The organism is Actinoplanes sp. NPDC049265 (genome assembly GCF_043197135.1).
Lineage (GTDB): Bacteria > Actinomycetota > Actinomycetes > Mycobacteriales > Micromonosporaceae > Actinoplanes.
In genome coordinates this window covers 1,155,528-1,169,533 of the sequence record NZ_JBICSP010000001.1, presented here as the reverse complement: position 1 = coordinate 1,169,533, position 14,006 = coordinate 1,155,528, and the positions used below count along the sequence as shown (strand labels likewise).

General features: G+C 71.1%; 21 protein-coding genes. 7 read left to right on the top strand and 14 right to left on the bottom strand.

What is annotated here, in order from left to right; genetic code table 11:
- Positions 1-13: 13 nt before the first annotated feature.
- Positions 14-703, bottom strand: a complete 690-nt coding sequence (locus tag ACGFIO_RS05665) for a VOC family protein (protein ID WP_392822418.1) — start codon at positions 701-703, stop codon at positions 14-16.
- A gap of 176 nt (positions 704-879) precedes the next feature.
- Here ACGFIO_RS05665 and ACGFIO_RS05660 point away from each other — a divergent pair, with 176 nt between their 5' ends.
- The 3 genes from ACGFIO_RS05660 to ACGFIO_RS05650 all read left to right on the top strand — a co-directional run bounded on the left by ACGFIO_RS05660 (position 880) and on the right by ACGFIO_RS05650 (position 3,127).
- Complete coding sequence (locus ACGFIO_RS05660) at positions 880-1,230, top strand: TfoX/Sxy family protein (RefSeq protein ID WP_392822415.1); 351 nt, start codon at positions 880-882, stop codon at positions 1,228-1,230.
- 182 nt (positions 1,231-1,412) lie between these two features.
- Positions 1,413-1,853 (top strand): YciI family protein, encoded by a 441-nt coding sequence (locus ACGFIO_RS05655; protein ID WP_392822413.1) that lies wholly within the window; start codon positions 1,413-1,415, stop codon positions 1,851-1,853.
- Positions 1,854-1,876: 23 nt separating this feature from the next.
- Positions 1,877-3,127, top strand: coding sequence for an RNA polymerase sigma factor (locus tag ACGFIO_RS05650; protein ID WP_392822411.1), 1,251 nt, complete (start codon positions 1,877-1,879; stop codon positions 3,125-3,127).
- Here the strand turns inward: ACGFIO_RS05650 and ACGFIO_RS05645 are convergent.
- A complete protein-coding gene (locus ACGFIO_RS05645; RefSeq protein WP_392822410.1) occupies positions 3,124-3,246 on the bottom strand; it encodes a hypothetical protein in 123 nt (40 codons plus the stop codon). The two genes, ACGFIO_RS05650 and ACGFIO_RS05645, sit on opposite strands and share 4 nt — an antisense overlap.
- 77 nt (positions 3,247-3,323) lie before the next feature.
- Here ACGFIO_RS05645 and ACGFIO_RS05640 point away from each other — a divergent pair, with 77 nt between their 5' ends.
- On the top strand, positions 3,324-4,268 hold the full coding sequence (locus tag ACGFIO_RS05640; RefSeq protein WP_392822408.1) for a tyrosine-type recombinase/integrase: 945 nt from the start codon (positions 3,324-3,326) through the stop codon (positions 4,266-4,268).
- Here ACGFIO_RS05640 and ACGFIO_RS05635 read toward each other — a convergent pair.
- The gene (locus tag ACGFIO_RS05635; protein WP_392822406.1) at positions 4,255-4,680 is read right to left on the bottom strand and encodes an organic hydroperoxide resistance protein; all 426 of its coding nucleotides are present in this window, start codon (positions 4,678-4,680) and stop codon (positions 4,255-4,257) included. The two genes, ACGFIO_RS05640 and ACGFIO_RS05635, sit on opposite strands and share 14 nt — an antisense overlap.
- Positions 4,681-4,691: 11 nt before the next feature.
- Entirely contained in the window at positions 4,692-5,129 is a 438-nt protein-coding gene (locus tag ACGFIO_RS05630) for a MarR family winged helix-turn-helix transcriptional regulator (RefSeq protein WP_392822405.1), read from the bottom strand.
- 85 nt (positions 5,130-5,214) lie between these two features.
- Here ACGFIO_RS05630 and ACGFIO_RS05625 point away from each other — a divergent pair, with 85 nt between their 5' ends.
- Positions 5,215-5,721 (top strand): GNAT family N-acetyltransferase, encoded by a 507-nt coding sequence (locus ACGFIO_RS05625; RefSeq protein WP_392822403.1) that lies wholly within the window; start codon positions 5,215-5,217, stop codon positions 5,719-5,721.
- Here the strand turns inward: ACGFIO_RS05625 and ACGFIO_RS05620 are convergent, their stop codons facing one another.
- A complete protein-coding gene (locus tag ACGFIO_RS05620) occupies positions 5,722-6,504 on the bottom strand; it encodes an endonuclease/exonuclease/phosphatase family protein (protein ID WP_392822401.1) in 783 nt (260 codons plus the stop codon).
- A gap of 59 nt (positions 6,505-6,563) precedes the next feature.
- On the opposite strand from ACGFIO_RS05620, the gene ACGFIO_RS05615 reads away from it, so the two are divergent.
- On the top strand, positions 6,564-7,031 hold the full coding sequence (locus ACGFIO_RS05615; protein ID WP_392822398.1) for a heme-degrading domain-containing protein: 468 nt from the start codon (positions 6,564-6,566) through the stop codon (positions 7,029-7,031).
- 66 nt (positions 7,032-7,097) lie between these two features.
- Here the strand turns inward: ACGFIO_RS05615 and ACGFIO_RS05610 are convergent, their stop codons facing one another.
- The 7 genes from ACGFIO_RS05610 to ACGFIO_RS05580 form a co-directional block, all read right to left on the bottom strand.
- Positions 7,098-7,946, bottom strand: coding sequence for a sigma-70 family RNA polymerase sigma factor (locus tag ACGFIO_RS05610; protein ID WP_392822396.1), 849 nt, complete (start codon positions 7,944-7,946; stop codon positions 7,098-7,100).
- 129 nt (positions 7,947-8,075) lie between these two features.
- Complete coding sequence (locus tag ACGFIO_RS05605) at positions 8,076-8,687, bottom strand: response regulator (protein ID WP_392822393.1); 612 nt, start codon at positions 8,685-8,687, stop codon at positions 8,076-8,078.
- Entirely contained in the window at positions 8,684-9,763 is a 1,080-nt protein-coding gene (locus ACGFIO_RS05600; protein ID WP_392822391.1) for a sensor histidine kinase, read from the bottom strand. The genes ACGFIO_RS05605 and ACGFIO_RS05600 overlap by 4 nt, the downstream gene beginning before the upstream one ends.
- Before the next feature lie 21 nt (positions 9,764-9,784).
- Positions 9,785-10,561 (bottom strand): ABC transporter permease, encoded by a 777-nt coding sequence (locus ACGFIO_RS05595; RefSeq protein ID WP_392822388.1) that lies wholly within the window; start codon positions 10,559-10,561, stop codon positions 9,785-9,787.
- Positions 10,558-11,472 (bottom strand): ABC transporter ATP-binding protein, encoded by a 915-nt coding sequence (locus tag ACGFIO_RS05590; protein ID WP_392822387.1) that lies wholly within the window; start codon positions 11,470-11,472, stop codon positions 10,558-10,560. The genes ACGFIO_RS05595 and ACGFIO_RS05590 overlap by 4 nt, the downstream gene beginning before the upstream one ends.
- Before the next feature lie 68 nt (positions 11,473-11,540).
- Positions 11,541-12,197 carry a Clp protease N-terminal domain-containing protein gene (locus tag ACGFIO_RS05585; RefSeq protein WP_392822385.1) on the bottom strand — a complete coding sequence of 219 codons (657 nt, stop codon included), beginning with the start codon at positions 12,195-12,197 and terminating at the stop codon, positions 11,541-11,543.
- 32 nt (positions 12,198-12,229) lie between these two features.
- Positions 12,230-12,616, bottom strand: a complete 387-nt coding sequence (locus tag ACGFIO_RS05580; RefSeq protein ID WP_392822382.1) for a VOC family protein — start codon at positions 12,614-12,616, stop codon at positions 12,230-12,232.
- Between the two features lie 34 nt (positions 12,617-12,650).
- Here ACGFIO_RS05580 and ACGFIO_RS05575 point away from each other — a divergent pair, with 34 nt between their 5' ends.
- Positions 12,651-13,010 carry a DUF2255 family protein gene (locus ACGFIO_RS05575; RefSeq protein WP_392822380.1) on the top strand — a complete coding sequence of 120 codons (360 nt, stop codon included), beginning with the start codon at positions 12,651-12,653 and terminating at the stop codon, positions 13,008-13,010.
- Here ACGFIO_RS05575 and ACGFIO_RS05570 read toward each other — a convergent pair.
- Together ACGFIO_RS05570 and ACGFIO_RS05565 are read right to left on the bottom strand one after the other, a co-directional pair.
- The gene (locus ACGFIO_RS05570) at positions 12,979-13,305 is read right to left on the bottom strand and encodes a transcriptional regulator (RefSeq protein WP_392822377.1); all 327 of its coding nucleotides are present in this window, start codon (positions 13,303-13,305) and stop codon (positions 12,979-12,981) included. The genes ACGFIO_RS05575 and ACGFIO_RS05570 overlap by 32 nt on opposite strands.
- Complete coding sequence (locus tag ACGFIO_RS05565; RefSeq protein ID WP_392822374.1) at positions 13,302-13,988, bottom strand: hypothetical protein; 687 nt, start codon at positions 13,986-13,988, stop codon at positions 13,302-13,304. The genes ACGFIO_RS05570 and ACGFIO_RS05565 overlap by 4 nt, the downstream gene beginning before the upstream one ends.
- Between the last annotated feature and the right edge of the window lie 18 nt (positions 13,989-14,006).

The following is a 14,006-nucleotide window of genomic DNA, read 5'->3' as shown; positions in this document are numbered from 1 at the left end:
TTGTACCACCCGGCTACGACAACACCGGCGACCGGGCCGTCACGCAATACTCACGCCCCACCGGATCCCGCAACGTCGTCCACTGCCCCGGCACCCGCCGCACCACCACCGCACCCAGCTCCACATGCCGCGCCACGGTCGCCGCCACATCAACGGCGGCGAAATCCAGATGCATCCCCGGCACCGCGCCGCCCGTACGCTGCAGCAAAAACCGCAACGCCAACCCCTCGCGCCGCTCGAGCACCTCGAACTCCGCCAGATCCGACGCCCGCCGCACCGAACCGGTCACCGACGTCCAGAACGCGGCCTCCGCCTCGTAGACGTCAGCCGGCAGATCCAGACACACCTGATCCACCAACGCCCCATCGACCGCGGACGGCCGGACATACGAACCGCCCGCCGCCACCACACAGAACGACAACCCGGCAGGGGAGCGGCACACCACCAGATCCCCCTGTTCACGAACCACCGTCGCCCCCGCCGGCACCGCCACCCCATGCAGATCCACATGACACGACGGCGGCCCGCCCGCATCGGTCACCTGCATCCGCAGATAGGCATCCCCGTCCGGCGGAACCAACGTCACGAACCGCCCACCATCACGCCGCGCCGACAAGGTCGACCCCGTCACCGCGCACCAGAACTCCTCGGCCGCCCGCGACGGCGAATCCAGGAACCCGGTCGCCCACCTCAACTCCGCCATGTGACCCTCTCCCCGTGAAGATGCACGCCGCCCGGGCCGACATCACCGAAACCAGAGGGATACGAAGGCTACTGGACGGCACACCAGCACCCTCCCGCACATCGATCATCCGCCAGGTCGATAATCCATATTATGTCAACCTAGTTCCGTCAGCGCCCCCGAGAGGAGCACACCCGATGCCCATCGACCACCACGCCGTCGAACGCGGCGACAAACGACTCGAAGCACTCGCCGACGACTACCTGAACCGGCCCGGCGTCGACTGGGGCCGCATGTTCTCCACCACCGGCCTACGCGTCCGCGGCAAAGTCTTCGGCCTGGTCAACCACGCCGGCAACCTCATGGTCAAGATCCCCAAGGCCCGCGCCGACGCGCTCGAAGCCACCGGCACCGCCACCCGCGTCACCATGAGCGGCAAAACCATGCGCGAATGGGTCGAAATGCCCTACCCGGCCGGCGAGGACGCATGGCGCGCACTGCTCGACGAGGCCTACACCTACCTCGACGAGACAACACCCCGGTCGTAGCTGGGCGGTGCGTACAGACCGCTGCTCCCGCCGAGGGTCGCTCCGCTCCACCTGCGTGAGCGGTCACCCTTCCCAAAGAGCCGCCGGAAAAGAATCCGGCCGGGATCCGGCCGGGATGTCGTAACGACCCGGGCCCCGTTCGACGCGTTGATGACAGAGCAACCAAACACGAGGAGACACCGATGCGGTTCATGGTCATCACCAAGGCCACCGACGCCAGCGAAGCCGGTCGCCCCGCCACCAGCGACGACATCGCCACCATGGGCGCGTTCATCGAAGAGATGATGAACGCCGGCGTGCTGCTGGCCGCCGAAGGCATCCACCCCAGCACCAAGGGCGCCCGCATCTACTTCGACGGCGACACACGCACCGTGGTCGACGGGCCGTTCACCGAGACCAAGGAACTCATCGCCGGGTTCTTCCTGGTCGAGACCAAGACCCTGGACGAGTGCGTCGCCTGGTTCAAGCGCTGCCCGGTCCTGCGGACCAATGGCGGCGAACCCACCAACATCGAGATCCGGCAGGTCATCTCGGCCGACGACCTCGGCGACTCGATGACCCCGGAACAACGCGAGACCGTCGCCCAGCGTGACGCGCAGGCCGCCTGGCCGGCCGAACAGTGAGCCGGGCGGGTTAACTGGGGTCCGTGCCCACCGACACCCACCGCGCGATCGAGGCCGTCTGGCGCATCGAGGCGCCCCGGCTCGTCGCCGGCCTGACCCGGCTGGTCCGCGACCTCGGCAGCGCCGAGGAACTCGCCCAGGACGCCCTGGTCGCCGCGCTCGAGCAGTGGCCCACCGACGGCGTGCCGGACAACCCGGGCGCCTGGCTGATGACCACGGCCAGGCGCCGGGCCATCGACCAGATCCGCCGCTCGGAAACCTACCGGCGCAAGGTCGAGGAGGTCGGCCGGGAGCAGGCCGAGACCAGCCCGGACATCGGGGCACTGGTCGCCGAGGACGACGGTATCGGTGACGACCTGCTGCGGCTGATGTTCGTGGCCTGCCACCCGATGCTGTCGACCGAGGCCCGGGCCGCGCTGACCCTGCGGCTGCTGGGCGGGCTGAGCGTCGCCGAGATCGCCCGGGCGTTCCTGGTGCCCGAGACCACCGTGGCCCAGCGCATCACCCGGGCCAAGAAAACGCTGGCCGGCGCGCGGGTGCCGTTCGAGGTGCCGCGGGGCGCGGAACTGGCCGGGCGGCTGTCGTCGGTGCTCGAGGTGATCTACCTGGTCTTCAACGAGGGGTACGCGGCCACCGCCGGGGACGACTGGATGCGGCCGGGGTTGTGCGAGGACGCGCTGCGGCTGGGGCGGGTGCTGGCCCGGCTGGCGCCCCGCGAACCCGAGGTTCACGGGCTGGTGGCGCTGATGGAGATCCAGGCGTCCCGGGTGGGTGCGCGGACCGGGCCGGACGGGACGCCGGTGCTGCTCGCCGATCAGAACCGGGCCCGGTGGGACCATCTGCTCATCGGGCGTGGGCTGGCCGCGCTGCGGCGGGCCGAGACGGTGCTGGGCGACGACCGGCCGGGGCCGTACGTGTTGCAGGCGGCGATCACCGCCTGTCACGCGCGGGCGCGGCGGTTCGCCGACACCGACTGGGAGCGGATCGCCGCGCTGTACGAGCGGCTGGCCGAGACGTCACCGTCGCCGGTGGTGGAGCTGAACCGGGCGGTGGCGTTGTCGATGGCGTACGGGCCGGAGGCGGGGCTGGCGTTGCTGGATCAGCTGATGGCCTTCCCCGCTCTGCGCGACTATCACCTGCTGCCCAGCGCGCGCGGTGATTTTCTGGCGCGGCTGGGCCGGCACGACGAGGCTCGGGCGGAGTTCGCGCGGGCGGCGTCGTTGACCCGTAACGAGCGGGAACGGGCGTTGTTGTTGCGGCGTGCGGGGTCTTAGCGCATCGGCGGCCGGTTGCCGGTGCGGCGGACCGGTCCGCGGTCGGTCATCGGCGGGCCGTCGTCGTAGAAGCTGATCATGGTGTCCTCCAGGCTTGGGTGCGTGCTTGGACGGTTCATGACATCGGCGGTGATGGCCTCGGCTTGAGGAGATTCGTGCTGGCAATAATCCGTACAAATGGTGCATAATATGTCTTATGCAGCAGGAAACAGTCAGCGCGTTGGTCGAGGAATTCCTGGCCGCCCGGGCGGTGCGCAAGCCGTCGGTGCACACGCTGCAGGCGTACCGGCGTGATCTCGCTCTGGTCCTGGCGCAGATGCCGGTGGTCAACGACATCGCCGACCTCTCCCCCCGCCTGCTGCGGTCGGCGTTCGCGCGGTTCGCGACGACCCGCGCCCCCGCCTCGGTCTACCGGGCCTGGTCGAGCTGGAACGCGTTCTTCACGTTCCTGGTGACCGAGGGTGTGGTGGCCGGCAACCCGATGCCGGCCGTGGACAAGCCGCGGGTGGCGCTGCCCTCCCCCAAGCCGCTGCGTGGTGAGGACACGCCGGAGCAGTTGCTCAATGCGGTGGCCGTACCGGATCAGCGGCAGCGTGACCCGTGGCCGGAACGGGATCTGGTGGTGATCGCGCTGGCGTTGTGTGCGGGGCTGCGGTTGTCGGAGCTGCTGGGGTTGCGGACGGGGTCGTTCGTGGGGCGCCCGGGTGAGCGGCGGGTGGAGGTGGCCGGTAAGGGTGGGCGGCCGCGGACGGTGCCGATCGAGCCGGAGTTGGACGCGGTGGTGGAGGCGTACCTGGAGAGCCGGCGCAAGCGAGTCGCCCGCGGCGAGAAGGCCCTGTTGGTGGATCGGCACGGGGCGCCGTTGCGGCGGGGCGGTTTGCAGTATCTGGTGTCGTCGGCGTACCGGCGGGCGGGGATCAACGACCGGGTGCCGCGGGGGGCGCGGTTGCACGCGTTGCGGCACACGTTCGCGACGCGGCTGGCCGAGGACGGGGCGAACGCGTCGGAGATCATGCGGTTGCTGGGGCACGCGTCGTTGACCACGTCGCAGAACTACATCGAGGTGACGGCGGCGCAGCAGCGCGCGGCTGTCCGGGCCAACCGGACCAACCGCGCGCTGGGTGGTCTTACGCGACCGTGAGGGCCACGTCGATGTTGCCGCGGGTGGCGTTGCTGTAGGGGCAGACCTGGTGGGCGGCCTCGATGAGCTCTTGTGCCTTTTCGGGGGTGACGCTGGGGAGTTCGGCCTCGATGGCGACGTTGAGCTGGAAGCCGGGGGTGCCGTCGGATTTGGGGCCGATGCCGACGTCGACGGTGATGGCGGTGTCGGTGAGGTCGATCTTCTGCTGGCGGGCGACGATCTTGAGGGCGCCGTGGAAGCAGGCGGCGTAGCCGGCGGCGAACAGCTGCTCGGGGTTGGTGAGGGCGCCGCCGGGGCCGCCCATCTCCTTGGGGACGGCGAGGTCGAGGTCGAGGACGCCGTCGCTGGAGCGGGTGTGTCCGGAGCGGCCGTCGCCGGTGGCGGTGGCGGAGGCGGTGTAGAGCGCGGTCATGGGTGTGCCTTTCAGATGGTGGTGGTGCGTGCGGAGTTGCCGATGCGGCTGAGCAGGTGGTGGAGCTGGATGGCCTCGTCGATGGTGATGTCGAGGGCGCAGGCGAGGCGGTGGGGCAGGTCGGCGGCGCGGGTCTGCAGGGCGCGGCCGGTGTCGGTGGGTTCGATGGTGACGGTGCGTTCGTCGTGGGTGCCGCGGGTGCGGTGGATGAGGCCTGCTGTTTCAAGGCGTTTGAGCAGGGGTGAGAGGGTGCCGCTGTCGAGGCGCAGGGCGTGGCCGAGTTCGCTGACGGTGAGGTGGCCGCGTTTCCAGATGACGGTCATGGCGATGTATTGGGGGTAGGTGAGGCCGAGTTGGTCGAGGGCGGGCCGGTAGGCGGTGGTGATGGCGCGGGAGGCGCTGTAGAGCTCGAAGCAGAGCATCTGTTCGAGGCCGGTGTCCGCATCCATGACGAGAAAGGTAGTCCGCAATCTTGTTGCGCACAACCTAATCGTGGTTTTGCTCACCGCGCGCACGTCGTGTGATCATGCCGAGGTGCCGGAAGTACGTTTTGTGCAGCTCTCCCCCGCTGTCATGACCGCTCTGATCAACGGTGACCTGGCCGGGGCCGGCGCTGCCGCCGGTACGCCGATGTCGCGGTTCCTGGCCGACGAGGCCTGGCTGTGGCGGGTCCGGCGCGACGACATCCGCCGCGACCCGGCGGCCGCCGAGTGGGTGGCGCGGGCGGCCGTGGACGCGGTGACCGGGCAGGTGGTCGGGCACGGCGGGTTTCACGGGCCGCCGGACGAGAACGCGACGGTGGAGATCGCGTACTCGGTGGATCCGGCGTTCTGGCGGCGTGGTTACGCCACCGCGATGGTCACGTCGCTGCTGGCCCGGGTCAACGACGATCCGCGGGTACGCGCGGTGCGCGCCAGCATCCGGCCCGACAACAAGGGTTCCCTGGCGACGATCGCGAAGTTCGGGTTCCGCAAGATCGGTGAGCAGTGGGATCCGGAGGACGGTCTGGAGCACGTCTTCTTCAAGCGGCTCCGCGACTGACTAGAGCCCGGGTTGCCTGACGTGCACGAGCAGGGGTCGGTGGTCGGAGATGCCGGCCCGCGGGTTGCCTACCTCGACGACGTCGCCGAGGGTTTTGCCGCCGCGCGGGTCGAGCAGGATGTGGTCGAGTTGCGCCCGTGGTGCCGGGCTGGGATAGGTGGGCAGTTTGACCAGCGTCTTCCAGCCGGTGAGGGCGCGGACCGGGCCGCCGGGCATGTTGAGGTCGCCGATGAGCAGCCGGGGTGCGGGCAGCGCGCGCAGGGCGCGGACGGCGTGGCGTAGCTGGCGTACGTTCCAGCCGGGCACGAACGACAGGTGGGTGCAGCCGACGGTGACCGGGCCGGCGGGGCTGTCGACGACGGCGGCGATCATGACGCGGGGTTCGTCCTTGAGCAGGATCGGTCCTTTGCCGGGGATCCAGACCGGGGAGCGGACGGGGGCGCCGGGCAGGCGCAGGATCTGCCACTGGCGGACCGGCCAGCGGCTGATCAGGGCGATGCCGTAGAGGGCGCCGGCGTCGTCGGCCTCGTTCTGCCAGGGTCGCCAGGTCTCCCCCGGTGTGCCGGCGACGGCGGCGGCGAAGCGGTGGGTGGGTGCGCCGATGGCCTCGGCGGCGATGGCGGTGAGGTCGAGCAGGCCGCTGCGGGGCTGGGCGCGGTCGACCTCCTGCAGGCCGAGGATGTCGGCGTCGAGGCCGGCGACGGCGGCGGCGACGCGTTCGGCGTGCACCTCGCCGTCGGTCAGGGACCGCCCGTTGAGGAGGTTGAAGGTCGCCACGCGCACAGTTGCTGACCTTATCGGCGGCCGGGGGGCGATCGGATCACGGGTGGTATGAATGCCCCATGAACGACGATCTGATCGCGCGGCTGGCCGAGCAGGAGCGGCGGCTGGTCTTCGACCGGTTCGAGCATGCCGATGCCTGGTCGTTGGGGTCGGTGCTGGTGGAGTTGGCGGCGGCGCGGGAGTTGCCGGTGGCGATCGACATCCGGCGGGGCGGGCAGCAGTTGTTCCACGCGGCGCTGGCGGGGTCGGTGGCCGACAACGACGAGTGGATCGCCCGGAAGGTGCGGGTGGTGCAGCGTTATGGGGTGTCGTCGTTCCTCAAGGGCCGGCAGCTGGCGTCCGAGGGCAAGGAGCTGGACGCGGGGATGGGTGTGGATCCGGCGCGGTACGCGGCGCATGGTGGTGCGTTCCCGATCCGGGTACGCGGGGCCGGGGTGATCGGTGTGGTGACGGTGTCGGGTCTCCCCCAGGCTGACGACCACGCCCTGGTCGTCGAGGCGATCGAGACGTGGCTGGCCCGCGGCTAGTCCGGTGGTCGGTAAGTCGGGCGTCCGTGCCACGTTTGCCCGATTTGCCGACCATTGGGGTGGGGTTCAGGCGGCGCGGGTGATCTGGACGCCGGTGATGTCGGTGGCGGCCAGGCGGGTGGCCATGGTGCTGCGGCCGGCGATCTGGGCGGCGTAGGCGGCGCGGCGGCGGGCCACGACGCCGTCCTTGGCGGCGCTGTTGTCCTGCTGCTCCATGTGGGTGGTGAGGCCGTCCTTGAGCAGGGCGAGGGCTTCGGTGCGCAGCTGCGAGACCCGTGACTCGGTCACGCCGAGTTCGGCCGCGACCTCGGACAGGGGCCGTTCCTGCAGGTACGACGCCTCGACGACGAAGCGGAGCCGCTCGGGCAGGACGGCGACGGCGTCGTGCAGGTAGCCGATGCGCTCGCGGTGCAGCAGTGTCTCCTCGGGGTTGAGGGTGGCTTCGGTGACCATGTCCTCGGCCGCGCCGGTGGTGAAGCCCTGCAGCGAGAGGACGGCGGCGCGTTGCACGTCGTCGTCGACGCCGGCCAGTTCACTGACTCCGACGCCGAGCAGTTCGGCCAGTTCGGGCTGGGTCGGGGTGCGGCCCAGTTTGACGGTGAGTTCCTGGCGGGCGGTCTCGGCGCGGCGGGCGCGGGCGCGGACCGAGCGGGTGGCCCAGTCCATCGAGCGAAGCTCGTCGAGCAGGGCGCCGCGTACGCGGGTGGCGGCGAACCGGCCGAACGGGATGCCGCGGGTGGCGTCGAAGGCCTGGGCGGCGGTGACCAGCGCGGCGTAGCCGGCCGAGGCGAGGTCGTCGCGGTGCACGTGGGCCGGCACCTTGAAGAGCATCTCGCGGACCATGTGCCCGACCAGCGCCATGTTGTCGCGGATCAGGGTTTCCTGGGCGCGGGTGACGGTCTTGGCTGCGGTCATTGCTGGTTCCCCCTCGTGGTCGTCGCCGCTTTCCGGCTGACGGGGGGAACTTTTCGTTGCGCAGGGTGCAGCTAGAGGTCACTCACGGTTGCCGGAAAGGTGCAACCGAAAACGCACGGGCAAAGTTCTTCAGGTCAGCAGCCAGCCGTTGTCGACGGCCAGCCGGACCGCTTCGGCGCGGGTCCGGGCGCCGGTCTTGCCGATGGCCGAGGACAGGTGGTTGCGGACCGTGCCCTCGGACAGGGTCAGTTCGCGGGCGATGTCGGCGACCGTGCCGCCGTCGCGGGCCGCGCGCAGCACGTCGGTCTCGCGTTCGGTCAGCGGCGAGTCGCCCTGGGCCAGGGACTGGGCGGCCAGGCCGGGGTCGACCACCCGCAGGCCTTCGTGCACCCGGCGGACCGCGTCGGCCAGTTGCCGGGCCGGGGTGTCCTTCACGATGAACCCGCTGGCCCCGGCCGACATCGCCTGCCTCAGGTAGCCGGCCCGGCCGAACGTGGTGACCATCAGGACCCGGCAGGCCGGTGCGGTGGTGCGCAGGGCCCGGGCGGCGGCGACGCCGTCCATGCCGGGCATCTCCACGTCGAGCAGGGCGACGTCGACGTCGTGGGCGCGGACGGCGTCGACGACCTCGTCGCCGCGGCCGACCTCGGCCACCACCTTGAGGTCGGGTTCCATGTCGAGCAGGGCGGCCATCGCCCCTCGGACCAGGGCCTGGTCGTCGGCGAGCAGGACTTTGATCATGAGGGGACCTCCACGCGTACCCGGAATCCGGGTCTGTCCTGGCGGGCGCCGACGGTGAGCGTCCCGCCCAGCTGTTCCACCCGGCGGCGCAGGCCGATCAGGCCCTGACCGTCGGTGGACGGCGCCGCCGGCCCGACGCCGTCGTCGAGGATCTCGACGCTGCCCGGATCGAGCACCACCTCGGCCCGGGTGGCGTGGGCGTGCCGGACGATGTTGGTGACCGCCTCCCGGATCGTCCAGGCGAACAGTTCGCGCACCCGCGACGGCACGTCGTCGGCCGCTCCCGGCAGTGCGGCCTCGACGTCGGCGGCGGCCAGGGCCTCCTTGGCCGCGGCGATCTCACCGGCCAGGGAGATGCCGCGTACGCCCAGGGCGGTGCTGCGCACGTCGGCGAGCGCGTCGCGGGCCAGCACCTCCAGGTCGCGCAGTTCGGAGCGGGCCTTCTCCAGGTCGACGTCGAGCAGCCGCTGGGCCAGTTCGGCCTTGACGGTCACCACGGTCAGCGAGTGCCCGAGGATGTCGTGCAGGTCGCGGGCGATGCGGTTGCGTTCGTTCTGCACGGCCAGCACGGCCAGTTCCTGCTGGGTGTCGGCCAGCCGGCGCTGCCGTTCGGCCGCGAGCCGGATCCCGTACGAGGCCAGCCCGCCGAGCAGCGCGGCCAGCCCGTACCCGTTGTCCTCCCAGCCGGGCGTCAGCCGGGCCAGCAGTTCGGTGCCGACCACCAGCACCACCACGAACGGCCCGCCCTGGGTGACCGGCAGGGCCATCGCCGCGGTGGCCGCGATGTAGGTGACGCAGGGCAGCGCGTGGAACCCGGCCGCCGGCACCTGCAGCCCGAACAGGGCGAGCTGGGTCAGCAGGATCAGCCAGACCCGGCCGAGGTTCGCCGTGCCCCGCAGCCGGTCGGTGCGCAGCACCCACACCCCGCCCAGGTACGCGGCGGCGAACCCGGCCAGGGCGGCCAGGCCCAGGTCGCGGGCCCAGCCGCCCTCGTGGTGCAGCAGCGTGCTCAGGTTCTCGTTGAGGTAGAACAACCACGCGGCCGCGAAGATCCAGCCGTGCCGCCAAGGCCTCATGGAGTTGAACCTAGCCGGTGCTCAGACCCGGGCCGTGTCGCGGCGGAACCGCCAGATCGCGCCGCCGGCGAACACCGCCGTCCAGGCGATCACGTTGGCCGCGGCCACCCACAGGTTCCCGTCGTGCACCAGCGGGTAGCGGGCGATCTCGCCGACGCCGTACACCGGGGTGAACTTGGCGATCGTGGCGAAGGTGTGCCCGAACTGGTCGACCGGGGCGAACAGCCCGCCGGCGAACGACAGCACGGCCAGCGCCGGGCCGAGGATCTGCATGACGTTCTCACTGGGCAGCAGGTAGCCCATGAACAGCCCGAACGCCGCGAACACGAGCGCGCACACCCAGGCCAGCAGAGCGCACTCGATCCAGGCGTGGGCCGGCAGTTCGGCGCCGGACACCGCGCCCACGAGCATGGCCACCAGCACCGACACCGCGCCGATGATCATGGCGAGGCTCAGTTTGGTGGCGATGTAGGCGACCGGCCGCAGCGGGGTCAGGCGCAGCTGGCGTGACCAGCCGGCCGCGCGTTCCAGCGAGACCATCGCACCGCCGCTGGTGGCGGCCAGCATCGCGCCGTAGACGGCCATGCTGACCAGGATGTAGCCGGTCACGTTGCCCTCGCCGGCCCGCTGGGTCTTGAGGTTGTCGCCGGTGCCGAAGAGCAGGAAGAACACCGGTGGCATGATCAACGTGAAGATCACCGTACGGCGGTTGCGGACCATCCGGCGCAGCTCGAGCGCCAGCAGCCGCGGGGAGAAGCCGCCCAGCGCGGGCAGTGTGCGTTCTTCGATGACGGTCATGCCGACGCCTCCTCGGCGGTCAGGGTGAGGAACGCCTCTTCCAGGTTGCGGGAGGTGATCTCCAGGTCCCGGGCGGCGGTGCGGGTCAGTAGGTGCCGGGCCACCGGGTCGGTGTCGCGGGCGTGCACGTAGATCTGGTCGCCGCGCACCTCGACGTTCTCGGCGCCGGGCAGCGCCAGCAGTTCCTCGCGGGTCGCGCCGGGCAGGGTGGCCCGCACGGTCCGGCCGGCGGCGAGGGCCTTGACCTCGGCGGCGGTGCCGTCGGCGACGACCCGGCCGCGGCGTACGAACACGATCCGGTCGGCGTACGCGTCGGCCTCGTCGAGGTAGTGGGTGGCGAAGATGACAGTGCGCCCGGCGCGCGCGTCCTGGCGGATGGCCGACCAGAAGTCGTGCCGGCCGGAGACGTCCATGCCGGTGGTCGGCTCGTCGAGGATCAGCAGCTCCGGGTCGGGCAGCAGGGCCATGGCGAACCGCAGCCGCTGCTGCTGGCCGCCGGAGCATTTGCCGACCAGCCGTTTGCGGGCGTCGGTGAGCCCGGCGCGGGCCAGGGCGGCGTCCACCTCGGCGCGGCCGCGGCCGAACAGCACCGCGCTCAGGCGTACCGTCTCCTCGACGGTGTAGTCCTTGAGCAGGCCGCCGGTCTGCATGACGGCCGAGACCAGACCCAGCGCCACCGCTTCCTGCGGCGCCTTTCCGTAGACGCTGATCCGCCCCTGGTCCGGGCGGGACAGGCCGAGCAGCATGTCGATGGTCGTGGTCTTGCCGGCGCCGTTCGGGCCGAGCAGCGCGACCACCTCACCGGGGTGGATGCTCAGGCTCACCCCGTCGACGGCGGTGACCGCCCCGAATCGTCTGACGACGCCGTCCATCTCGACGGCGCGTGCAACCGGTGTTGCCGTAATGGTCATGCCATCACTGTGGACCGTGACGCGGGCCCCCGATCAGGTCACGCGTCACGGTCCGCCCATGACAAATGTCAGTTGTCCTCGTCGACCCGGTCCGGGCCTTTGACGCCGAGGCGGTGCAGCGGCCCGTCCTCGGCCTCCTCGGCCAGCAGGGCCAGCAGCAGATGCCCCGAGCCGACGCCCTCCTGGCCCAGCCGCAGCGCCTCCCGGAACGACAGCTCCAGGGCCTTCTTGGCGTGCGGGTCGAACGGGATCAGCGCCGGCACGTCGGCCACCGGCGCGGGCAGGGTCAGGTCGTCGCGGGTGATGCCGGCCCCGGCCAGCAGCCGGCCGGCCTCGGAGTCGGGCCGGGCCAGCAGTGCGAGAATCAGGTGGGCGGGCACGATTGCGGCGTGCCCGCCCGACCGGGCCTCGTTCTGCGCGCCGACCACCGCGGCGCGGGCGGCGTCGGAGAAACGGCTGAAGCCCTGCGACGGGTCGACGTCCTTGGGCACGAACCGTTTCTGCGCCGCCTGCTTGGACACGCCCATGCTGGCGCCGATCTCGGTCCACGAGGCCCCCGAGCGGCGGGCCTGGTCGACGAAGTGCCCGATCAGGTGGTCGGCCAGATCGCCGAGGTGGTCGCCGAGGAGCACGGCGTTGGACAGCCGGTCCAGCGGTGATGGGTTGTTGGTGCTGACGGCCGCGATCAGATCGTCGAGCCGCACGGGTGGGTCGAGTTGAGTCATGCCGTCAACCATAAGTTGACGGCATGAAAGCGTCAACCCAAGGTTGACGGGCGTTCGGCGGCGGAACGCTCCACGCAGAACTCGTTGCCGGCCGGGTCGGTCAGCGTCACCCAGCCGGTGCCGTCCGGCCGGCGGTGATCCTCGAACAACTTCGCGCCCAGACCGGTCAGGCGCTCCACCTCGGCGTCGCGGGTCACGCCGGGCCGCAGATCCAGATGTACGCGGTTCTTCACCGTCTTCGCCTCCGGCACCCGGGTGAACAACAGCCCGGGCGAACCCTGCACCAACGCCTGGTCGTCACCGGGCTCGCTGTCGGGATGCAGCGGCGCGCCCACCACCTCGCTCCAGAAACGGGCCAGCTCGTACGGCTCGTAAGGCGGGGCGACGTCGATCGTGACGTGCCGGACCACCGAGGTCATCGGGTTCTCCTTCGCGCGGGCTACGCTGCCGATTATGGACGCCTGGTCACCCGCCCAGCTCGCCGATATCGGCTCGGCGTACGAGCTGGAGATCCTCGGCCGCCGGTGGACCACGATCTGGGCCGTGGTCGCCGGCACCCAGGTGTACGTGCGGACCTGGCACCGCCGCGACACCGGCTGGTACGGCCACGTCCTGCGCACCGGTCACGCCCGCGTCCGCGTCCCGGGGCTGGAGGCCGGCGTCCGGGTCGAGGACATCGGCCTGGCCGAGCGGGACGCGGTCGACGCCGCCTACCGGGCCAAGTACGCGGGCGGCGCCGCCTCGATGGTCACCGACACCGCCGCCACCTCGACGCTGCGACTCAGTCCGCTCGCTTCTCCACCCGCTCGATGAGCAGCTTCAACTGCCCGATCTCCTCGGCCAGCGCCGCCTGCCCGGCCTCGGTCAGCGTGATCCAGGTCCGGCCGCGCCTGCCCGCGTACCCCTTCTCCAGATCCACCAGACCGGCCGCCTCGAGCACGCTGAGATGCTTGGACAGGTTCCCCGCGGTCAGCTCCAGCTGGGTCCGCAGATAGCCGAACTCCACCTGCCGCGCCTCGTGCGCGATGGTCAGGATGCCCAGCCGCACCCGCTGGTGCACGACCTCGTCGAGGCCGTTGGCCGGGTGCGCGTCGGGCTCGGCGGTCACCGCCGCCGCCGGTCGGCCAGCGCGAACCCGAGCCCGCCGAGCAGCAGCATCGTGGCGTCGATGACCTGCTGCGGCACCCAGTTGGCGCGGATGTGGGCGTGCATCTGCCAACCGAAGTCGACCGGAACCAGGACCACGGCCAGGTACGCGACGGTGAACACGAGCAGCGCCACGTTGCGTTCCAGCCGCGCCAGCACCAGCAACGCCAGCCCGATGACGCCCCACGGCGCGATCAGCCGGTCCAGCACCATCGCCCAGGTCGGCAGCACGACGAACTGCTTGTCCACCACCAGGACCCGGAACACCAGCCACGTCGCGGTGAACAACACGGTCAGCACCGCGCCGGTGATCACGTACGGCATCACCCGGGCACCCACCCCCCGGGTGCGGGCGACCCGCACATACAGCAGGGCGATCGCCGCGTACGCGACCAGCAGCGCCGCCGGCCAGAAATACAGCACCCCCTGCCGGTCGAACGTGCAACCGCCGTCCGTGCCGGCCCGGCCGCAGCCGACCCGCATGCCGAAGTAGTCGAACGGGATGGCCAGAAACGTCACGCCCGCCAGCACTAGCAGGGCGACCCAGGTCACCCGCTGATCGAGGCGGACCTTGCGCGCGAGATCACGCGAATCGGCCAGCAAACGGCGAGGATCCCCGCCGGCCGGCACCGCATCAGCACTCATGCCAATAGGTTTCCACAG